General features: G+C 48.2%; 6 protein-coding genes. 4 read left to right on the forward strand and 2 right to left on the reverse strand.

Features of this window, described 5'->3' with window-relative positions; translation table 11 throughout:
• Positions 1-133 precede the first annotated feature (133 nt).
• From R7F64_RS03080 to R7F64_RS03095, 4 genes are all read left to right on the forward strand, one after another.
• A complete protein-coding gene (locus tag R7F64_RS03080) occupies positions 134-18,811 on the forward strand; it encodes a tandem-95 repeat protein (RefSeq protein ID WP_318071447.1) in 18,678 nt (6,225 codons plus the stop codon).
• Positions 18,812-19,243: 432 nt separating this feature from the next.
• Positions 19,244-19,597 (forward strand): hypothetical protein, encoded by a 354-nt coding sequence (locus R7F64_RS03085; protein ID WP_005388258.1) that lies wholly within the window; start codon positions 19,244-19,246, stop codon positions 19,595-19,597.
• Positions 19,598-19,718: 121 nt separating this feature from the next.
• Entirely contained in the window at positions 19,719-21,719 is a 2,001-nt protein-coding gene (locus R7F64_RS03090) for a methyl-accepting chemotaxis protein (protein WP_151515434.1), read from the forward strand.
• Between the two features lie 299 nt (positions 21,720-22,018).
• Complete coding sequence (locus R7F64_RS03095; RefSeq protein WP_005388254.1) at positions 22,019-22,498, forward strand: Dps family protein; 480 nt, start codon at positions 22,019-22,021, stop codon at positions 22,496-22,498.
• Between the two features lie 108 nt (positions 22,499-22,606).
• On the opposite strand, the gene R7F64_RS03100 is transcribed toward R7F64_RS03095, so the two are convergent.
• Together R7F64_RS03100 and R7F64_RS03105 are read right to left on the reverse strand one after the other, a co-directional pair.
• Positions 22,607-23,221, reverse strand: coding sequence for an HAD family hydrolase (locus R7F64_RS03100; RefSeq protein WP_318071448.1), 615 nt, complete (start codon positions 23,219-23,221; stop codon positions 22,607-22,609).
• Positions 23,222-23,363: 142 nt separating this feature from the next.
• Positions 23,364-24,440, reverse strand: a complete 1,077-nt coding sequence (locus tag R7F64_RS03105; RefSeq protein ID WP_213899610.1) for a PQQ-dependent sugar dehydrogenase — start codon at positions 24,438-24,440, stop codon at positions 23,364-23,366.
• Positions 24,441-24,524: the final 84 nt, after the last annotated feature.

Raw genomic sequence — 24,524 nt, forward strand, 5'->3', positions numbered from 1 at the left:
GGTTTTCAAATTTTTTTGTTTTTATGGAACTCGAAAGGTATGAAAGAAGTTGTATAAAAAAGTTGGTTTCTAAAAATGGTGTCCTTTACTGCCTCTAAATACGATCAGTTAGCTAAAAGCAACGGAGGCTGTAATGGCAGGCGACACTAATCAAGAAAAAGACAATGAAAAGCTTAACGATGCGGTAGAGCAAACAGAAACGAAGGATACGGGGACAAAAGAAGAAAAACAGCAGTCGACCGTCTCTTCGACTGTAGCGACCGGTGCTGAAAGTGCAGATGCTGTTGATGAAGCCAATCGTGCGATGGAAGAAAATCCTAGTGGCGCGGGTACGGAAGAAGAAGCAGTGAGCTCGGGTGGCGCAGTTCAAGAAGAGGATACTGAAAGTAGCAGCGACTCTGACGCTGCACAATCCAATGTTGTTGATAGTGTAGCTTCTAGCGGAGAATCAGGTGACCAGGCTCTGGGCAGCGGTGGTTCGGATTCTGGGGCGGGTGCCCAAGCGGTCGGTGGTGGCGATGCCTCTGGCTCTGAAGGTGGTTCGGACGCAGAAGGCAATGAAGCGCAAGGACAAGCGGTACAAACTTCATCTGCGCCAAGTGCTTCTTCAGACTCTGAAGGTTCTCAAGGTGGTGACGAGCTAGATTCAGAAACCACTGAAGAGAGCTTCGCGGTGGATGTACAAGACACCAGCGAAGAAACCACGACGCAAGTAGAAGATGATTTCGACTCCGAAACTACGAGCGAAACGTTCCAAATTAAAGTCGAAGGTGAAAATGACGCGCCAGAAGTAGGGCAAGATCTGGCATACATCATGGATGAAGATGGCACTATTACCTTCACTCAAGAACAACTTCTCGGGTACGCGAGTGATGTTGATGGCGATGATCTTGCCGCATTCAACGTGCAAGTGGGTGCTAATGCATCGGTTGTGGATAATGGTGATGGCACTTATACCGTCACACCTGATACAGATTTTAATGGTGAACTCGGCTTAACGTTTGATATCAGTGATGGTCAAGAAACCATTTCTAGCTCGATTGATTTAACTGTTCGTCCAATCAATGACGCACCAGTGCCGGAAGATAAAACCTTTGAGGTGGAAGAAGACGGCACGCTGATCTTCACCGATGCTGACCTGCTTGCTGGCGCAACGGATATTGAAGGCGATAACCTCACAGTTGAAGGCGTGAGCTACGACGGTGGCGACGGCATCCTGACCGACAACGGTAACGGGACTTACACTTTTGCGCCAAATGAAAACTTCAATGGCGATGTAAACTTCAGCTTTGATGTGTCCGACGGTACAGATACGGTTTCTGCCAACATTGATGTTAACGTTACGCCAGTTGATGATGCGCCAGTATCTGGCAATCTTGCTTACTCAGTGGATGAAGATGGCTCGATTCGTTTGAGCCAAGAACAGTTGTTGTCGCAAGCTTCCGATGTGGAAGGCGATGCACTGACGGCATCTAATCTTTCGGTAGATGGCAACGCGACGGTGACTCAAAATGACGATGGTAGTTTCACTATCACGCCAGACGCAGATTTCAGTGGTGATATCGACATTAGCTTCGATATTTCAGATGGCACGAATACCGTTCAAGCAACTGCTGACCTAACCGTTAATCCAATCAACGATCTGCCTGTTCCTCAAGACCAACAATTCAGTGTGGAAGAGGACGGCACACTGCAATTTACTGATGCGGATCTGCTTGCCGGTGCTACCGACATTGAAGGCGATGACCTTTCTGTAACGGGAATCAGCTACGAAGGAACCGACGGCGTTCTAACTGACAATGGCGATGGCACGTATAGCTTTGCGCCAAATGAGAACTTCAATGGCGATGTAAACTTCAGCTTCGACGTATCTGATGGCACAGATACGGTTTCAGCGAATGTAGATGTGAGTGTCACGCCGGTGAATGATCCTCCGGTGGCTGGTTCAACGTCTTACACGGTTCACGAAGACAACTCTATTACCATTTCTGACGCGCAACTGTTGGCAAATTCTTCGGATTTAGAAGGGTATGTCTCGATTGATAGCGTGAGCTACTCTGGCAGCGATGGTGTGTTGCAAATCAATGGTGACGGTACGTACACCTTCTCTCCAAATGAAAACTTTAATGGTGAAGTGACGCTTGATGTTGTCGTCGCTGATGAAGAAGGCGCAACGGATGCCACCACTGCTGGCATTACGGTGCTGGAAGTGAACGATCCACCAGTCGCTGGACCAACTTCTTACACCATTGATGAAGATTCAGTTCTGACGTTTAGTGAGTCGCAAGTGCTGTTGAATGCCTCTGATGTGGAAGGCGATGTAGAGCTTGTTGGCATTAGTTACGATGGTCCGGATGGCATTTTCACCGTTAACGATGATGGCACTTGCAGCTTCGCGCCAAACGAGAACTTTAACGGACAAGTTCAACTTGATGTGACCATTCGAGATGAAGATGGAGCTGAAGTTGATACCGTCATCAATGTGAATGTATTGCCAATCAATGATGCGCCAGTATCGGGTGATTTGGCTTATAGCGTTGATGAAGACGGTGCGATTACACTCAGCCAAGAGCAGCTTCTTTCTCAAGCGTCTGATATTGAGGGCGATGACCTGACTGCTAGCGATTTGACTGTCGATGGAAACGCAACCGTTACAGCGAACGATGATGGCAGCTTCACGATTACACCAGATGCGGACTTTAATGGTGACATTGATATCCAATTCAACATTACAGATGGCACAGACACTATCCAAGCAACGGCGGATCTAACGGTTAATCCAGTTAACGATCTTCCTGTGCCTCAAGACCAGCAGTTCAGCGTTGAAGAAGACGGCACGCTGCAGTTTACCGACGCGGACCTACTTGCTGGCGCGACCGATATCGATGGCGACAACTTAACGGTTGATGGCATTAGCTACACAGGCAGCGATGGTGTGCTGACTGACCACGGTGATGGTACTTACACCTTTGCACCAAACGAAAACTTCAACGGTGATGTCAGCTTTAGCTTTGGTGTTTCTGACGGTGCTGAAACCGTACCTGCCAATGTGGACGTGAGCGTCACTCCAGTGAACGATCCTCCGGTTGCGGGTTCAACGTCTTACACGGTTGATGAAGATAATGCGATTACGATTTCCGATGAGCAGCTTCTGGCTAACTCTTCAGATGTGGAAGGCGCAGTGTCCATCGATAGCGTGACCTATTCAGGCACCGATGGCGTATTCCAAGACAACGGTGACGGTACTTACACCTTCATGCCGAATGAGAACTTTAGCGGTGATATCAGCCTTGATGTGATTGTGGCGGATGAGCAAGGTGCGATTGACGAAACGACAGCAGGCATTACCGTCATTGAAGTGAATGACCCTCCAGTTGCCGGTCCAACGTCTTACACGATTGACGAAGATTCAGTACTGACATTCAGTGAGTCACAAATTCTTGCCAACGCATCTGATATCGAGGGCGATGTAGAGCTTGTTGGCATCAGCTATGAAGGCTCGGATGGTATCTTTACCGTCAATGGCGATGGTACTTGCAGCTTTGCACCAAACGAGAACTTCAATGGTCAAGTTCAGTTGGATGTGACCATTCAAGATGAGAATGGGGCAACCGTTGATACGCACATCAATGTCGATGTATTGCCAATCAACGATCCACCAGTATCGGGTGATTTGGCTTACACCATCAACGAAGACAGCTCAATCACGCTAAGCCAAGAGCAGCTGCTTGCCAAAGCGGGCGATATTGATAGCGAGAACCTTGAAGCCATCAATCTATCGACAGATGACAACGCGACAATTCAATACAACGATGATGGCAGTTACACCATCACACCGGATGAAAACTACAACGGTGACCTAGATCTGACCTTCGATATCATTGATAACGATGGTGGCTCGGTACAAGTTGGTCTGGATATTACGGTTAATCCTGTGAATGACTTGCCACAAGCGCAAGATCAACAGTTCACGGTAGAAGAAGATGGCACCTTGCTGTTCACGGATGCAGACCTATTGGAAGGCGCATCGGATATTGATGGCGATGATCTGTCTATCGAAAACGTTCTCTACACAGGTGCAGATGGTGTGCTTACCGACAATGGCGATGGCACGTACAGCTTCGCGCCGAATGAGAACTTCAACGGTGATGTTCAGTTCACATTCGATGTGTCTGACGGCACAGGTTCAACGCCAGCATTCATTGATGTCAGCGTGACACCAGTGAACGATCCTCCGGTGACAGGTTCTACGTCTTACACGGTTCAAGAAGATGGTCAAATCATCATTAGTGACGAGCAGTTGTTAGCCAACTCTTCTGATGTGGAAGGCGATGTCGCCTTGGCGAATGTTAGCTACTCCGGTAACAACGGTAGCTTCGTGGACAATGGCGACGGCACATATACCTTCACGCCAAATGAGAACTTTGACGGTAACATTTCGCTCGACGTTACGGTTATCGACCAAGATGGTGCAACGGATACGACAACGGCAGGTATTGATGTTATTGCGGTGAACGACGCACCAGAAACGTCAGGTATTCAAGCTGAGGTGGATGAAGATAATGCCATCACCATCACGCAAGAACAGTTGCTTGCGAATGCGACAGACATTGAAGGTGATGACCTTGTTGCCAGCAATCTACAAACCAATGACCCAGATGCGACGATCGTAGCCAATGACGATGGTTCATTCACCATTACGCATACGGAAAACTTTAACGGAGACTTGGACTTCACTTACAACATCAGCGATGGCGAAAATGATGTTCTGACCACGCTGGATCTGACCGTTAACCCTGTCAACGATGCGCCAGAAGCGGGCGACGAGATCTTTATTCAAGCGGAAGAAGATCAAACCGTGGGTGTTTCTCTGCGTGAAGAGCCTGCGTTACGTCTCGACCAAGCCCCTGAAAACGGCATCATTGAAGCGAATCTAAATGACGAATGGGTACAGCTAGAAGTCGGGCAGGAGGTTCCTGCAGATACGGAAGTGCGCTTCATTCCAAATGATGATGCGTTGGCGAACGGTACGCATACCACTCAAATCGGTACGTTTGATGACAATGCGAGTGTTGATGATTGGGGTGATGAAATTGACCCATATACTCGCCAGTTCACTGATGGTGATTTGACCGTAACGGTGCAGAGTAACGACGACCCTCTTGGTGCTTGGAATGGTAACACGCACATTGGGCATGGTATTGGCGATACTGACCGCCAAGGTTTGAGTGGCGATGAAAAACTGACTGTAACCGTTGAAGGTCAAGACATCAACGAAATCAGCTTCCACCTAGACGGTCTAGGCGGCTGGTTTATGGAAGAGTCTCGCCACTTTACCGAAGTCGAAATTCGTGCATTCAACTCCGATGGTGACTTGATCGACTCGATGACTTACCACAAAGAAGATCGTGGTAGCTATGAGACGGATTACACCCTAACGGTGAACGAGCCAGTGTCTTACTTTGAGCTAGGAACAATTCAAGGTAACGGTACTTACGTGGTTCAAAACATGACGGTATCGCAAACTTGTCATGATGAAGCAGTGTTCACATCTATTGGCGTGGACGGCACGGAAATCACGGAGACGGTAGAACTGAATATCCGAGAAGGTGACAGTGAAATCGAACTGACGGCTGATCTGCCAAATGTGACCATCGATACCGAAGGTTCTACGCAGTTTGCCTCTGTGGTAATCACAGAAGAGCAGCTTCTCGCACAAGCGAGTGATATCGATAGCGACGTTCTTGATATTCAAAACCTAGAACTGGTGGGGGATAACGCGGAGCACGCTACGTTAACTGACAACGGCGATGGTACATGGACCGTCACACCAGATGAGAACTTCTACGGTGAGATTGAGCTTGGTTACCAAGTCACGGATGGTGAGCTAACCGACGACAACATCATCAACATCAACTTCGAAGCAGTAAATGATGCGCCAATCGTTTCTGGTCCGATTGTGTTGTCGACTGATGAGGATGTGGGCATTACGTTTAGCGCGGACGATTTGCTTGCCAATGCAAGTGATGTGGAAGGCGATGCGTTGTCTATCTCTGATATCTCTTACAGCGGTGACAACGGTGAGCTTGTCGACAATGGCGACGGCACTTACACCTTTATGCCGAATGAAAACTTCAATGGTGAAGTCGACATCGATTACAAAGTCTTCGATGGCACCGATGAAGTCGATACCCATCTAGATCTGACCGTTATTCCAGTCAACGATGTGCCAGTTCCTGGTGCGCCGCTGCATACTCAAATGCTAGAAAACGGCACCATCATCATCGAAGCAAAAGACCTGTTATCAGGTGCGACCGATGTGGATGGCGACATTCTGCATATCGAGAACCTGCTGCTTGTTGATCAGTCACAAGGTACGTTGACAGACAACGGCGACAACACCTTTACCTTCGAGCCAACTTCGAACTTCTACGGCGAAGTGAACCTGACCTTCGACATCAGCGATGGTCAAGCAAGCGCACCAAGCACAGCGAAGATCGATGTTGAGATCGTCAACGAAGGTCCAGAGGTCAGCGGCCCTGTTGATGCGGTCGTCGATGAAGATGGCTCAATTACCATCACTCAAGAAGACTTGTTAGCGAACGCGACGGACGTGGATGGTGACAACCTTGAAGCGGTGAACCTGTCGACCAACGATCCTAATGCAACCATCGTTGAGAACGCTGATGGTAGCTTCACGATTACACCGAGTGAAAACTTCTTTGGTGAAATCGAATTTACTTATGACGTAACTGACGCGATTGAAACCGTCGCCGCGGATCTAAACCTCACCGTTAACCCAGTGAACGACCTACCAGATGTGCCTGATTTGTCCTTCACCACAGAAGACGGCGAAGCTATCACGATTACTGAAGCAGAGCTGCTGGCTCAAGCAACGGACATCGAAGGCGATGACCTGTCTGTTGTTAACGTGACGAGTTTAAGCGATACGGTTCAAGTAACAGACAATGGCGATGGCACTTACACGTTAACGCCAGAGCAAGGCTTCTTTGGTAATGTTGACCTCACGTTTGATGTGAGCGATGGCACCGATGTGGTGGCGGCAAACATCGACTTGAAAGTTGAGTTCGTCAACGACGCACCAGAAGCAGCGCCAATCGTGGCAGACGTGGACGAGGATGGTTCTATCCTCGTGACACAAGAGATGCTACTTGAAAATACCAGCGATCAAGATGGTGATGACCTATACGCAACGGCACTAGAAACCAATGATCCGAATGCCTCTATCGTGGATAACGGCGACGGCACCTTCACGGTGACACCGTCGGAAAACTTCAATGGTGACATTGCATTCACTTATGAAGTGAGTGACGGTGAACTAAGTGTTGCTAATGAAATGACATTGACGGTGAATCCAGTCAATGACATTCCAATTGTTGCGCCTGGCATGTACCAAATTGAAGAGGATGGCAGCATCCTGTTCACGCAAGAAGATCTGCTAAGTGGCGCGATTGATATTGATGGTGATGACCTCACCGTTACCAGCATTAACTACTCGGGTGATGAAGGTACTGTAACGGACAACGGTGACGGTACATTTAGCTTCGTACCAGAAGAGCACTTCAGTGGTGACTTGCAATTCAGCTTTACGGTTTCTGACGGTACGGATGAAGTTGAGCAAGACATTAATGTCCATATCGAAGCCGTGGCAGATGCGCCAGACCTAGTCATCACTGATGGCGACGGTCGAAACGTGGATGATCAAGCAATCTTGGTTGAGCCAGGCGGTATTGTTGAAGTGAACATCGCCGCAGCATTGGTTGACCAAGACTTGTCAGAAACGCTGACTGTGACCGTTGATGGTGTTCCAGAAGGTTCGGTGATCAGCTACGACAACGAAGGGGTACTTAACGATCAAGACAACGGTATCACCAGTTTCAACGATACTGAAATCACGGTTACGTTTGAAGGTGAAACCGCGGGTTACCAAAACACAGCGGGTTATTACAAAGTCGATGAAGATGGCAACATCACGGGCGTTGAAGTGGTATACGAAAATGCCTCTCAAGTTGGCGGTGGCGGTGACCTCGTACCGGGACAAGATCAGTTCAGCTTCCAAATCTCGGAAGGGGAAAGCTTCAACCTATTCTTGATTCCTAACGGTCATAACTTCAATGACTTTGCGTCCATGCAAGATGGTCAGTATGAGTTCCGTGCGGCAGATGGCTCTTCTGCGAACATGGATACGGTCGACCCACAACTCGTGTTTGTGGGTGCTGATGGTTCTGAAACCGTGATTCAAAGCCAATTTGGTGATGCAGTCTTCCATGGCGGCACAAGCTCAGAGCTCAACCAAGATGGCATTGAACATACTCGAACTACTGTGAACGAAGACGGTGAACTGGTTTACGGCTTTGAAGATCTCTACGGTGGCGGCGATGCCGATTATAGTGACTTCAACTTCACCATTGATGTAGGTGAAGTGAACAGCCAGATCTACAGCGGTGAAGTAACAGTCGGTCCAGATGGTTCTGTAACGCTTCCAACCACAGCAATTGAACAAGAGCTACAGATTCAATTGCCAGAAGACTTTAACCAACAGCTAGAAATCAATGTAACGGCAACGGCGACAGAGCTATCAAATAATGATTCTGAAACCGTTTCTCAAACCATCTACGTCAATGCAACGGGTGCTCACATTGAACATACGCCTGAAGCATTGCCTGTTTCTGCTGTGGTTGAAGAAGATGGTTCAATCCTAATCACGCAAGAAGATTTGCTCGCTAATGCGCGTGACTTGGATGGAGACCAACTGACAGCACTGAACTTGGCAACGGATGATGAAAACATCACCATCACAGACAATGGTGACGGTACTTACACCTTAACGCCAGATGCGGACTTTAATGGTGACATCACCTTTACGTTCGATGTGTCTGACGGCGATGATGTTGTCTCAACCAACCTTGAGTTATTGGTGTCACCAGTTAACGATGCGCCTGAACCACAAGATCAAGCGTTCACCATTGGTGAAGATGGTGTGCTGACCTTTACTGATGCGGATCTCCTAACAGGTGCTACCGATATTGAAGGGGATGACTTATCTGTTGAGGGCGTCACTTACACAGGCGCGGACGGTGTTCTTACCGACAATGGTGATGGCACATATAGCTTCGCACCAAACGAGAACTTTAATGGCGACGTGAACTTCACTTTCGATGTTTCCGATGGCACGGATACCGTGACGGCGAATATCGACGTAAGCGTGACGCCGGAGAACGATCCACCGGTTGCAGGCAGCACGGCTTACACCGTTCATGAAGACAATTCGATTACCATTAGTAACGAACAGCTGTTGGCTAACTCTTCTGATATAGAAGGCGAAGTGGCGATTGATAGCGTGAGCTACAGCGGTAACGATGGCGTGCTGGAAATCAACGGTGATGGTACGTACACCTTCTCACCAAACGAAAATTTCAGCGGCGAGGTGAGCCTAGATGTTGTCGTTGTCGATGAAGATGGTGCAACGGACTCGACCACTGCAGGCATTACTGTGATTGAGGTAAATGACCCACCAATCGCAGGTCCTACCGCATACACTATCGATGAAGACCAAGTTCTAACCTTCAGTGAATCGCAAGTGCTACTGAATGCTTCGGATGTTGAAGGGGATGTTGAGCTAGTTGGCATCAGCTACGACGGTCCAGATGGCATCTTCTCAGTAAACGGCGATGGTACTTGTAGCTTTGCACCGAATCAAAACTTCAATGGTCAAGTGCAGTTGGATGTGACCATTCGTGATGAAGACGGCGCAGAGGTCGATACTTACATCACAGTCGATGTCTTACCAATCAATGATGCACCAGTATCGGGTAACTTGGCGTACAGCGTCGACGAAGACAACTCAATCACGCTAAGCCAAGAGCAGCTTCTTGCTCAAGCATCGGATGTGGAAGGTGATGCGCTGACTGCGTCTAACCTAGTGGTTGACGGTGATGCAACGGTTACGGCAAACGACGATGGTAGCTTCACTATCACGCCAGATGCGAACTTCAATGGCGACATTGATATCACGTTCGATATCAACGACGGCAGCGACACTATTGTTGCAACGGCGGACCTAACCGTTAACCCAGTTAATGACTTGCCGCAGCCGGAAGATCAAGCGTTCACCATTGGTGAAGATGGTGTGTTGACCTTCACTGATCAAGACCTGTTGGATGGTGCAACGGACATCGATGGCGATGTTCTATCGGTAGAAGGTGTCACTTACACAGGCGCGGACGGTGTCCTAACTGACAATGGCGATGGTACCTATAGCTTCGCACCGAATGAGAACTTCAATGGTGATGTGAACTTCACCTTCGATGCTTCCGATGGCACGGACACCGTGACTGCGAATATCGATGTGACAGTCACACCAGAGAACGATCCACCAGTGGCAGGTAGCACGTCTTACACGGTGCATGAAGACAACTCGATCACCATTAGTAACGAACAGCTGTTGGCTAACTCGTCTGATATAGAAGGCGAAGTGGCGATTGATAGCGTGAGCTACAGCGGCGCAGATGGCGTGTTCCAAGACAATGGTGACGGTACGTACACCTTCTCGCCAAACGAGAACTTCAATGGCGAAGTGAGCCTAGATGTTGTCGTGGTCGATGAAGACGGTGCAACGGATTCAACTACCGCAGGCATTACAGTACTTGAGGTGAACGATCCACCAATTGCAGGCGCGACCAGCTACTCAGTGAACGAAGACGAAGTCATCACCATTAGCTCTGAACAGCTGTTGGCGAACGCTTCTGACGTTGAAGGTGAAGTTGCGATTGATAGCGTGAGCTACAGCGGCTCCGACGGTATCTTTACCGATAACGGCGACGGCACATTCAGCTTCGCACCAAACGCCAACTTTGATGGCGATGTTAGTCTAGATGTTGTGGTTGTTGATGAAGACGGTGCAACTGCGGCAACTAACGCAAACATCGATGTATTGCCAATCAACGATGCGCCAGTATCGGGCAACTTGGCTTACAGTGTCGATGAAGACAATTCAATTACGCTAAGCCAAGAGCAGCTTCTTGCTCAAGCATCGGATGTAGAAGGCGACGCGCTAACCGCGACTAACCTAGTGGTTGACGGTGATGCAACGGTTACGGCAAATGATGATGGCAGCTTTACCATTACGCCTGATGCGAACTTCAATGGTGACATTGATATCACGTTCGACATCAACGATGGCACCGACACTATTGTTGCAACGGCTGACCTAACGGTTAATCCAGTTAACGACTTGCCGCAGCCAGAAGATCAAGCGTTCACCATTGGTGAAGATGGCGTCTTGCTGTTCACTGATGAGGACCTACTTGATGGCGCAACGGATATCGATGGTGATGACCTATCGGTAGAAAGTGTGTCTTACACTGGCACAGATGGTGTTCTAACCGACAATGGTGATGGCACTTACAGCTTCGCGCCAAACGAAAACTTCAATGGCGACGTGAACTTTACCTTTGATGTTTCTGATGGCACGGATACCGTGACGGCGAATATCGATGTAAGCGTGACGCCAGAGAATGATCCACCAGTGGCAGGCAGCACGTCTTACACGGTGCATGAAGACAATTCGATCACCATCAGTAACGAGCAGTTATTGGCTAACTCATCTGACGTCGAAGGCGAAGTCGCAATTGACAGCGTCAGCTACAGCGGCGCAGATGGCGTGTTCCAAGACAATGGTGATGGTACGTATACCTTCTCTCCAAACGAGAACTTCAATGGTGAAGTCAGCCTAGATGTTGTCGTGGTAGATGAAGACGGTGCGACGGACTCAACCACCGCTGGCATTACTGTTCTTGAGGTGAATGATCCGCCAATTGCCGGTGCAACTAGCTACTCAGTCAACGAAGACGAAGTCATCACCATTAGCTCTGAGCAGCTGTTGGCGAATGCTTCTGACGTTGAAGGTGAGGTGGCGATTGATAGCGTCAGCTACAGCGGCTCTGACGGTATCTTTACTGACAACGGCGATGGCACATTCAGCTTCGCGCCAAACGAAAACTTCAACGGTGATGTCAGCCTAGATGTTGTCGTGACCGATGAAGATGGTGCAACTGCGTCAACCAATGCAAACATCGATGTATTGCCAATCAATGATGCTCCGGTATCAGGTGATTTGGCCTACAGCGTGGATGAAGATGGTTCTATCACTCTCAGCCAAGAGCAACTTCTTGCGCAAGCCGGCGACGTAGATGGCGATGACCTAACCGCATCTAACCTCACTGTTGACAGCAATGCGACCGTTGTTGCGAACGATGACGGCAGCTTCACAATCACACCAGATGCGGACTTCAATGGCGACATTGATTTGAGCTTCGACATTACGGACGGCGATGCAACCATTCAAGCGACTGCCGATCTGACTGTGAACCCAGTGAACGACCTACCAACGGTTGGTCAGCCACAGTTTGTCACGCAAGAAGACACCAGCTTCACCTTCACCGAAGAGCAACTGCTGCAAAATGCAGGTGATATCGATGGTGATAACCTAACGGTTGAAAACGTTGCTTCTGACAGCGGTACTTTGGTTGATAACGGTGACGGCACGTACACCTTTGCTCCGAATGAAAACTTCGATGGCAACGTGAACGTAACGTTTGATGTCAACGATGGCACCGCAACGGTTCCTGCTGAAGCGAACATTGATGTTCAATCTGTGGTTGATATGCCAGAGCTGTCGATTGCTTCGGACTTGGTGATTGCTTCTGATAACTTCGAGTCTGGCTCGAACGGTTGGAACGCGAACACCGAAAGCTCACAAGGCTTCGAAACGGGCGACATGCTGGGTCGTATTGGTGGCACTGGCGGTGATGAAGCGGTCAGCAAAACCTACGATATTCCAAGTGATGTTAATGAAGTGAATATCTCGTTTAGCTTCTACGAAATCGATTCATGGGATGGCGAGTCGTTCCAAATCTTTGTCGGCGGCGAACAGCTAACCACCTTGGAGAACTCCGCGTTCCGTACTCAAGATGGTACGACAACGCTTTACGATTCTGACGGTAACGAAGTGGGTGAAGTGATCCACGGAGCCTCTCAACGTGAAGGCTTCAGTGGTTGGAACGACCAAGCACACCAAGTTAACTTAACCGTTCCGGTGGAAGACGGTCAGCTTCAGTTAGGCTTTGGTTCTACGCTAAACCAAAGTATTCCTGACGAGTCATTCGGCATCGACAACATCGAAATCACGGTAGCGGACGCGGATTACCAAATCATTGGTACCGAAGATACACCAGTGCCGCTTGATATTGATGCCGCATTGACCGATACCGATGGTTCAGAAAACCTCGCTATCTTGATTGAAGACGTGCCAGAAGGCAGCGCACTATCAGCAGGTGTTGATAATGGCGACGGCACTTGGTCACTACAACCAGGCGAGCTAGAAGGGCTAGAGTTTATTCCTTCTGCGGACTTCAATGGCGATGTGACGCTAACCGTGAATGCAACCTCTACAGATGTGGATACCGGAACCACAGCAACAGCAACGCAAGATGTGACGATTCATATCTCGCCAACCAATGATGCACCAGAAGCGACGGGTGATATCAGCGCAGTCACTGCCGAAGACAATAGTATTACGCTAACTCAAGAGCAGTTACTGGAGCACGCTGTTGATATCGATGGCGATGACTTAAGTGCAATCAACCTGAGCACCAATGATGAAAATGCAACGGTTGAAATGAACGAGGATGGCAGCTTCACCATTACTCCGAGCGAGAACTTCTACGGTGACATCGAGTTCACCTACGATGTGACTGACGGGGAAGAAGTGGTTGCTGCTGGCCTCGACTTAACAGTAACACCAGTCAATGATGCTCCAGAGCCACAAGATCAAGCGTTCACAGTGGGTGAGGACGGTCTTCTTACCTTCACAGATGCAGACCTATTAACAGGCGCGACGGATGTAGAAGGTGACAACCTAACCGTTGAAGGCGTGACTTACACAGGTGCAGACGGTGTCCTAACCGACAATGGCGATGGCACGTACAGCTTCGCACCGAACGAGAACTTCAATGGCGATGTGAACTTCACTTTCGATGTGTCAGACGGTACGGATACGACCTCTGCCAACATTGATGTGAGTGTGACGCCAGAGAACGATCCGCCAGTTGCGGGCAGCACGTCTTACACCGTACATGAAGACAACTCGATCACCATTAGTGATGAGCAACTACTGGCTAATTCGTCTGATATCGAGGGTGATGTTGCGATCAGCAGCGTGAGCTACAGCGGTAACGACGGTGTGCTAGAAATTAATGGCGATGGTACTTACACCTTCTCACCAAACGAAAACTTTACAGGCGATGTTAGCCTAGATGTTGTCGTGGTTGACGAGGACGGCGCGGTTGATACAACAACAGCGGGTATTACCGTTCTTGAGGTGAACGATCCACCAATCGCAGGCACAACCAGTTACACCATTGATGAAGATGAAGTCATTACCATCAGTGCAGAACAGTTGTTGGTAAACTCTTCCGATATTGAAGGTGAGGTAGCACTAGATAGCGTGAGCTACAGTGGCAGCGAAGGTATCTTTACCGACAATGGTGATGGTACGTTCAGCTTTGCACCAAACCAAAACTTCAATGGTGAAGTGAACCTTGATGTTGTAGTCGTGGACGAAGATGGTGCGACCGCTTCGACGACCGCAAACATTGATGTTCTGCCTATCAATGATGCTCCAGTATCGGGTGACTTGGCTTACAGTGTCGACGAAGACAACTCAATCACGCTAAGCCAAGAACAATTGTTGGCACAAGCAACGGATGTAGAAGGTGATGCACTAACTGCATCTAACCTAGTGGTTGACGGTGATGCGACGGTTACGGCTAATGACGATGGCAGCTTTACCATTACGCCTGACGCGAACTTCAATGGCGACATTGATATCACGTTCGATATCAACGATGGCACCGATACTATCGTTGCAACGGCTGACCTAACGGTTAACCCAGTTAATGACTTACCGCAGCCTGAGGATCAAGCGTTCACCATTGGTGAAGATGGCGTGTTGACCTTCACTGACCAAGATCTGCTTGATGGCGCAACGGATATTGATGGTGATGACCTATCGGTAGAAGGTGTCAATTACACTGGTGCCGATGGTGTCCTAACCGATAACGGTGATGGTACCTACAGCTTTGCTCCAAACGAGAACTTCAATGGTGATGTGAACTTTACCTTCGATGTTTCTGATGGCACGGATACCGTGACCGCAAATATCGACGTAAGCGTGACGCCAGAGAACGATCCACCGGTTGCAGGCAGCACGTCTTACACGGTGCATGAAGACAATTCGATCACCATCAGTAACGAGCAGTTATTGGCTAACTCATCTGACGTCGAAGGCGAAGTCGCGATTGATAGTGTCAGCTACAGCGGCGCAGATGGCGTGTTCCAAGACAATGGTGATGGTACGTACACCTTCTCTCCAAACGAGAACTTCAATGGCGAGGTCAGCCTAGACGTTGTAGTTGTCGATGAAGAGGGTGCGACAGACTCAACCACTGCGGGTATTACCGTTCTTGAGGTGAACGATCCACCAATCGCAGGTGCGACAAGTTACTCTGTCAATGAAGACGAAGTCATTATCTTCACGGAAGAGCAACTGCTAGCGCAATCAAGCGATGTGGAAGGCGACGTGAGCCTAGAAAGCGTCTCTTACAGTGGTAACGACGGCATTCTAACGGCGAATGACGATGGCACTTACAGCTTCGCACCAAATGAAAACTTCAACGGTGGCGTAAGCCTAGACGTAGTCGTCGCTGATGAAGACGGTGCAACTGCGACAACCAACGCGAACATTGATGTATTGCCAGTCAACGATGCTCCGGTATCTGGCGACTTGGCTTACAGCGTCGATGAAGACGGTTCAATCACATTGAGTCAAGAGCAGTTACTGGCTCAAGCGGGTGACGTAGACAGCGATAATCTAGAAGCAGTGAACTTAACCGCGGTAGCCAATGCAACCGTTGTTGAGAACCAAGATGGTAGCTTTACGATTACGCCTGATGCGAACTTCAATGGCGATATCGACCTAAGCTTCGACTTGATTGATAACGATGGTGCGAGCGTGGAAGTGGGCGTCGACCTAACGGTGAACCCAATTAACGATGCGCCGCAATCAACGCCAGTGAATATTGCTGGCACCGAAGATACCACCATTCTTATCACGCAGGACATGTTGCTTGTTAACGCGACAGACATCGATAACACCTACGACGAACTGTCTGCTGTCGACTTAGTGATTGATGAGCAATACGGTGACTTGCTAGACAACGGTGATGGTACTTGGTCATTCACTCCGGCTGAGAACTTCAATGGTGATGTGCCAATGTCGTTCGGCGTCAGCGATGGTGATTTAGTTACGCCGGTTGAAGGCAATCTAAACGTCGAAGCGGTTAACGATGCACCAGAAGCGCCAACCATCCAGATGCAAGGCGAAGAAGATGTGGTCATGGTGATTGACCCAGCTTACATCGCTGATCAAGTTACGGATTTTGATGGTGACGAAATCAGCGTAGAAAGCATCACGGTTCGTGCTCCTGCAAGCGCGACATTAACTCAGCAACCAGATGGTATGTACCACTTGGTGACCACTCAAGACTTTAATGGTTTGGTGGAACTGGGCTACACCGCGACGGATGGTGAAGAAGTGGTTGAAGGCTCGTTGAATGTGGATGTTATTCCAGTCAACGATGCTCCATTCAATGTGGGTAATGCCTTTATGGCAACCGACGAAGATGGCGCATTCACCTTCGACGCTGGCGACCTGATGAACTTGTTCGGCGATATCGATACTGAAAACCTAGTCGTATCACGCATTATCACCGCAGAAGGTGAAGATGGTGGTGAGGTAACAGACAACGGTGATGGTACTTGGACATTCACACCGACTGGCGATTTTGCAGGGGTTTCTGACTTGCAAGTTGTGGTAAGTGACGGTGAGTTTGAAACAGTACTTGATGTACCAGTGTTTGTTCGCCCTGTTGCGGATGGCGCGGTCATCACAACCGACCATGATGGTCCGTTAGTCTTCGGTGAGGACGAAACGGGTCACCTAGGCTTGAATGTCGGTCTAATCGACGATTCAGAAACGCTAAGTAACCTAGTGATGACTGGTTTCCCTGTTGGCTTCGAAGTTACGGATGGTGTGAACACCATTACTATTACGGAACCGGGTCAATACATCGACTTGAACGAGTGGGATATTTCAGACTTGCAAATGACGCCTCCGGCTGACTTTAATGGCGAGTTCTTCGTAACCGTGACCGCAACAACGGTGGATTATGGTGACGAGCCAGAAGAGTTCGAAGATGGTATCGATTCAGGTGACTTCGAAACCCTAGCGGGTGAACCCGTTATCCTAACCGCTGATGACCTAATCGGATTGGCAGAAAACGTAGACGCTGACGCGGGTGATGAAGTGAAATTCGTTCACCTAGCTGATCGCAGCCAAGGTGAGATAGTCGATAACGGTGATGGCACATGGACATTCAATCCAGCACCAGGCTTTACTGGTGAAGCGGATATCGCTTACGTGATTGATAAAGACGGTGTGCTTCATGATGAGCAAACAGGCGTGGTCGTGAAAGAAGACGCACCACAAGAGAATGCTTCTCCAGAAATCGACAGCATTTCTACCACAGAGATGGCAGCGGATGGCACCTTGTCGTTCACCAACGATGACATGCTATCGACCTTGAGCGATGCAGAAGGCGACAGCTTGAGCATTGAGTCAGTGAGCCTAATGGAAGGTCAAGGTGTGATAGAGACCGATAATCAAGGTAACTACCAATTCACACCAGCAGAAGGCTACACCGGAGATGTTCAAGTTGGCTTTATTGCAACTGACGGTGAAAACCGCATTGAGAGCTTCTTTAATGTCGACATCCAAGGTGAGAGTGAAACCACAACTAGCGAAGGCTACGCACTGGCTGATGATGGTTCACTAACACTAACGGAAGCACAGTTGATTGATGAGCTTGGCATTAGCCCTTCAGCAGAAGTGTTGGATGTCGCCGATGCAAACGATGCAGGTTTCTTCGCGAAATCAGGTGATGAAGAGTGGACATACTGGCCGAACGATGACTTCGATGGCAATTTGGCTATGGATGTTCAGGTCAACGACAACGGTGAGGTATCGACTCAGAATCTGAGCATCCAAGTTGCGGACGACTCAGCGCAAAGCGAGGAGCCACAAATCCAAACTGCTCAAGCATCATCAGAGCAGCAAGTCGGCGAAGCGCAACAGCCTGAAGAGCAAGCAGCAAACGGTGCAGACAGTGAAGAGGAGAGCGCAGCTGATGTGACTGCAGCACCAGGCGATACCATTTCTATCTCGGTTCCAGATGAGGTCAGTGGTAACGAATCGGTGGATTATGCAGAAATGTCCGGTCTACCTGATGGTGCATCAGTAAGCAACGCACTGGATAATGGCGATGGCAGCTTCACATTAAGTGGCAACCTGAACCAACCAGTATCGGTTGACCTACCAGAAGGTTACGAAGGTACGAGCGAAATCCAATTCCAAGGTTACGACGAATTGGGCAGCGCAGTAGAAGGTGCGAGTGGTACAGTTGAAGTTGAAGTCGATGATCAATACACCATGCAAAGTTCTGCTCAAGATCAGCAACCAGATATGGCGGGTATGGAATCTGGCGGCAGCGACTGGACAAGTGCGGGAGGTCAAGATCAAGGTGTTGACTTCACGGATGACTCTGGCAGCTTCGACTCGGATACTCAAACGGGTACTGACCAAGGCAACGATTTCGATCAAAGCTCAATGTAACCAGTCCTAGACGAGGGCAGTGTCATTGCTGCCCGAACCAAAGCCATGCAGAGCCTACTTTGCATGGCTTTTTTGTTGGTCTTCTTTCTATGAGCTCTAGAAAAAAACTTGGAAATTGAAAAAAGTATTCTTAGCTAGTTTATACCCAAGTAACCTCGAGATGTTAGGTTCAGCGAGAATGGCTTGGTTTGTAGACGCAGCGGCGATTTAAAGGTCTAGTGGGTCTAAATCAAGAATCGACAACAAAGTATACAAACCAAGACAGCTCGCCCTTCGGGAGCGTGTCATTGACTCGGCTTCTGTGTCAAACAACTTGGAAAGAGCTGACTATTACGCTGCGTTGTTTTCCTTGACCCCGAATCAATGACAACGCTCTGAATCCTGCATCTTGAAGTCACTTGGGTATAAGAGTCATTTACAAGGAGGAGCGACATGTACCGTTATGTCAGTTCGCCAAAAGCGTCAAAGTACATAGTACCGCCGCCACTGCATCGTGAGTTGTCGTGTATGGATGTGCCGGAGTCAGAACTAGAGATGCGTGAAATTCTGAACAATTGGTTTGCCGATGGATTGGCGCCGATCATTCAAAATGAAGACAATTACATCTCTGCTAATGAGCAACAGCGCTTTAAGCAGCTCAGCCGCACGGTGGGTGTGCTACTGCGTAATAAAGATTACTACTTCGCCACTAAGCGGATTCTTTCGTTGTGGGATCAAGACTGCTTAGAAACGACTTACGTTAATTATCTGATTTTACGTAGTGAGCGCATACCATACTTCAAATAAGCCCTATTTATCGGCTTAAAATAGTGATTTACATGGTTTTCTTAGTAACTTTTGATACCAGTATTTAACATTTTTGTAAACATCGTTATATTTAAGGCTCATCGTTGTCAGGAGTTTATGGATGAACCTTACGATATCAGGGAAGTTGCAGCTCAGTTTTGTGCTGCTAGCCGTACTTTTTATGGCATCAGCGGTATTCACGTATCGCAACGTCACTACCGTAGAGCAATACGCCTCTTCGTTACTTAAATCCGATTTACCGACCGTCGACACCAGTCGCGGTATCCAACAGTCCGTTCAAGCGTCGCTGTCTTCTATTCGAGCCTACATGTTGCTAGGTGGCGATGAAGAGGCGAGCGCACGTCTGAGTGAGGACGTACGCAATATCATGGCATCTACAGACGAGTCGCTTCCAACGTTGCAGGCTTTGATCTCTGAACAGGATTTTCAAGCGATTCAAACCCAGTGGGATGCGGTAAAAGTTTCTCTAAACAAGTTGATTGAACTTAGCCACAGTGATGAGAACTTACCCGCGCATAACCTCTTTATTAACGAAGCGGCACCCATTGCAGAAGTGGCACTTGATCAGCTTCAAAGCTTAATCAACGAAGAGTCAGGGAACCCATTTGGTGGGGACAGAAAGCGTTTGTTTAAAGTCTACGCCGACAGCTATACCTCCCTCGCCAATGCACTGTCTGCTTTGCGAGATTTCCTGTTGTACGGGCAGCAAGATCATTTGGACAAATACCACGACTTGATTAAGTACCACAATCAGTCCGTGGCGGAAATCGACAGCAAACTCGACAGACTTACCGATAACGACCAATCACTGTGGTCACTGTTTAAAGAAATGCAGCAACTGTACTTTCCTTTAGCAGAGCAGGTGATTGCATTGCGTCAATCGCCAGAATGGAACGAATCAAACTTGTTAATGGCGAATGAACTGTTGCCAGCAGCGGATGCACTAGACCAAAGTTTAGAAACGATCGTATTGGCTCAGCAAAGTCGTGCTGATCAAAGTGGACAGGGTATTAATCAGTCGATCAAGAACGTACTGACCACTATGTTGATTGCAGCAGCATTAGTTTTGTTTGCCGCAGTAGCGATTTCAAAATACATGGGCAACACCATTGGTCGCCGAGTGAAAAACTTATCGGAGCGTGCAAAGACGATCGCTTCAGGAGACGTTTCTCAGCCTCCGCTCACTGTTGTTGGGAAAGATGAATTGGCAGACCTTACCGATTCGATTAACCGCATGAACCAATCGTTAGCGAGCATCGTGGCAGGGGTGAGTGAGAAAGCGCACCAAGTGGATACCAGCATGGGAGCTTTGTTGGAATCGGCGCAAGTCACCTCATCGAATGTTGAACAGCAACAGACCAGCATTGTTGAAATGGGAAGCCAATTGGATGAAATCGCTTTAGCCGCGCGTAACACCCTAGATCAAGCCAATCAATCGGTGCAGAAGCTTTCTGACTCAAAAGGCGAGATTGAACAAGGTCGTGATGCTTTAGAGCAAAACAAAGTCACCATGGAAAGCTTGCACGGCAGCATTGAAACCGCGAGTACGCAAGTAACACAGTTAAGCAAAGAGAGCGAAGCCATTGGCCGAGTTACAGAGGTGATTGAAGGCTTAGCAGAACAAACTAACTTACTGGCATTGAATGCCGCGATAGAAGCAGCGCGTGCGGGTGACCAAGGACGAGGCTTTGCGGTTGTGGCGGACGAAGTACGCATGTTAGCGACGCGCACTACTCAATCGACGACAGAAATCAACGGCATCATCAATGCGATTCAACGCTCGACCAATTCTGTGGTTGAGGAGATTGAACACAGTCAATCACTTGCGGAGCAGGGCGCTGAGCACATTGAAAAAGCGGTAACTCGTTTGCTTGTTACTACTGAGCAAATAGGTTCCTTGAATGAACAAATGGCAGAGCTTGCGGCAGCGGCAGAGCAGCAATCTCATGCGACCAATTCGATCACTGGATTGATGTCCGGTATTACTCAATCAGTGGATGAGGTTTCGAATAACAGCCAACGTGCATCAGAGACATCATTGCAAGTAAAAGAGCAAGTTACCGAGCTGAATCAACAGATGGCAACTTTTAAAACGGCGTAGATAAGGTTTACGTCTGTTCATCTACTTTTGAACGTTAACCAAATAGTAAAAAAGCCCAATCCTTTTTACACAAAAAGGGTTGGGGCTTTTTGTTGGATGATACGCCGATATTCGTCTACTTGCTCATTGGATTTAGCTATTTAAATCATAGTTAAAACCAAATTCTCTTCACCGAGCCGGAGTCGTAATATGACTCCATCGGCAGCAAATACTGCAAAAGAATTTTTAAACTTTATACCAATCCCAGTAAGAGAATTGTTAGTTACTACGATTGGTATCATCCTTCTAGGAGCAAGATTATGAACAAACAAGTAAGCCTAATTGGTCTAGACAGCGAACAATCAGCACAACTAGCTCAACAGTTAAATCAACTGCTAGCGCATTACCAAGTGTTGTACATGAACTCTCGCGGTTACCACTGGAATATTAAAGGTGCGCAATTCTTCGAACTGCACGTAAAATTTGAAGAGATCTACACTGATCTACAAACAAAAATCGATGAGCTTGCAGAGCGTATTCTAACTTTGGGTCATACGCCAGCGCACGCATTCAGCAACTACTTGGAAGCAAGTGAAATTAAAGAACATCAAAACGCGACTTCTGGTGAGGAGTGTGTACAAGGTCTGGTTCAAGGCTTTAGCGTTCTACTTCTAAAACAGCGTGAGATTCTACAAAACGCGGGTGAAGCAGATGACGAAGGTACAGCGGCATTGATGGGTGACTACATCCGTGAGCAAGAAAAATTAATGTGGATGCTTAACGCTTACCTACAAGGCTAAGCAGCGCATCACCCAAGCAATCCTTGGGAACGCATGAAACAATCGGGAATAAGTCATAAGGGGCACGTTGGTGCCCCTTTTTTTGTTTGCGTATTTTTTGTGTGTGCTTTATTTGCGTGGTAAGGATTCGAAACGGCTCAATAAATCACTGAGTTCATTAAGCGCCAACGAGGCTGAGTCATTGAAGGTTTCTTGATTCCCATGGTGCACAAGGCAAGAGGGCATCTGCGCGTTATACGCTGCCTGTAAGTCGTAAAGGTAATCGCCGACATAAAGCACTTCATCAGGCATCAAACGCCACTCTTGCGCCAACACCTGTAAAGACAATGGGTCTGGCTTGGGCGGGAAGCATTCACGAGTGATGACTCGCTCCACAGAGATTTGGTTGTGCTCTAGTTTGCGCTGCGTGGCGATTTGGCAGTTGCGCGTCACGATAGCGGTTTTGATTTCATTTTGATGCAAGTGGGCGAGTAATTCATGGCAGCCAATCATTGGAGCAGACTGCTCAGCATCAGAAATCTCGTAATCAAATATCACGTTATGAGCGTGCTCTCGATGATGAGGGTGCTCAAGTGCGTCGACAAAATCCAATAGATCTTCACTCTGCGGACAGCCAAGCTGTTGTCGCAATTCGCCGAAGTTCATATCAGAACTCACCAAGGTGTTGTCTAAATCAAACACCACGGCTTTAATTTTATCGAGCTGTAAAGGGAATGGAATCATAATGACCTCGTACAACTTAACCGAACTATCGTTTTAAAAAACAAAAGGTTATTGTTAAGTTTAGATTCTTCTGCTTAGATTGTACGAAAATAAATCACTAGTACGTCACAAATTATATAGCCTTAACGATTTTAGTGTTTGATTACCTTTCCTCAAGACGAAAGATTTTGCCGCTGTCGGTAGAAAAATAGATATAGCCATCGGGGCTGATGGTTATATCTCTTACTCGTTCACCAAGACTCTCCATCAATCTTTTTGATTCGGTGAGCTTGCCATTATCAATAGAAACCACGTTGATGTGCGCCAGTTTCAATGCGCCTGCGAGGATTTTCCCGTCCAATTCTGGGTATTTATCACCACGGTACAAAATCATATTACTGGGTGCGATAGAAGGGATGTATACCAGCTTGGGATCTTCCATTCCCGGTAACGACTTAGCTTCCCCAACGTCCAACGGTCCCCAATATTCTTTACCATGAGAGACTTTTGCCCAGCCGTAGTTTGCGCCTTTCTTGATTAGATTAATTTCATCGCCACCGCGTGGTCCATGCTCAATCGACCACAGCTGTTTAGTTGCTTCGTCGTAAAACATACCTTGTGGGTTGCGGTGCCCGTAACTCCATATCTCAGGACGAGCTTCGGAAGGTTTGAATGGGTTGTCTTGTGGAACCGAACCATCAAGGTTAAGGCGAAGAATACTGCCAGCATGGGTTTGAGTGTCTTGCCCATTATCACGTTCGCCACGGTCACCGATTGAGAAGTAAACTTTGTCGTCTACAAATGAAAGTCGACTGCCGTAGTGACGCCCTGTGTCGGTGATGGCATCAGCAACAAAGAGATCGTTCCAACCCACAAGTTGATTGTTTTGCAATTGCGCCGTCGCTAACGCCACCGTATTGCCTTTGCTCGTGCGCTTGCTGTAGGTAAAGAAGAGTTGCGGGTTTTGCTTATCGGCATTCGGTGCGCGCGCGACATCCAATAAGCCGGCTTGTCCACTGGTGTTCACATTGGGGACGTTAAACAGCTTTTGAGGTTTGCCTGTGCTGATATCCAGCAACGAAACCGTACCGTTCTTTTCATTGACAATAACGCGTTGGTTATCTAAAAACTCGATCCCCCAAGGGATCTGAAATCCATTCGCCACCTCGTTCGCGCGGTATTCGGCAGCGTTGGCAGAAAAGGATAAACAAGTGAGTAGGGCAGCAGCAATCGTTCTCATGGTTCCTTCCAATATGAATCGTGTTAATACTTAAAAGCTAACACTAAAAGACTATGTTTGGCAGAGATTCACTTGTATATGAAT

This window comes from Vibrio sp. Vb1980, assembly GCF_033338615.1.
GTDB classification, from domain to species: Bacteria; Pseudomonadota; Gammaproteobacteria; order Enterobacterales; family Vibrionaceae; genus Vibrio; species Vibrio alginolyticus.

Coding starts and splice junctions, on each gene's coding strand:
- R7F64_RS03085 (WP_005388258.1), top strand. CDS start 19,244: ATGTACCGTTATGTCAGTTCGCCAAAAGCGTCAAAGTACATAGTACCG.
- R7F64_RS03090 (WP_151515434.1), top strand. CDS start 19,719: ATGAACCTTACGATATCAGGGAAGTTGCAGCTCAGTTTTGTGCTGCTA.
- R7F64_RS03100 (WP_318071448.1), bottom strand. CDS start 23,221: ATGATTCCATTCCCTTTACAGCTCGATAAAATTAAAGCCGTGGTGTTT.
- R7F64_RS03080 (WP_318071447.1), top strand. CDS start 134: ATGGCAGGCGACACTAATCAAGAAAAAGACAATGAAAAGCTTAACGAT.
- R7F64_RS03095 (WP_005388254.1), top strand. CDS start 22,019: ATGAACAAACAAGTAAGCCTAATTGGTCTAGACAGCGAACAATCAGCA.
- R7F64_RS03105 (WP_213899610.1), bottom strand. CDS start 24,440: ATGAGAACGATTGCTGCTGCCCTACTCACTTGTTTATCCTTTTCTGCC.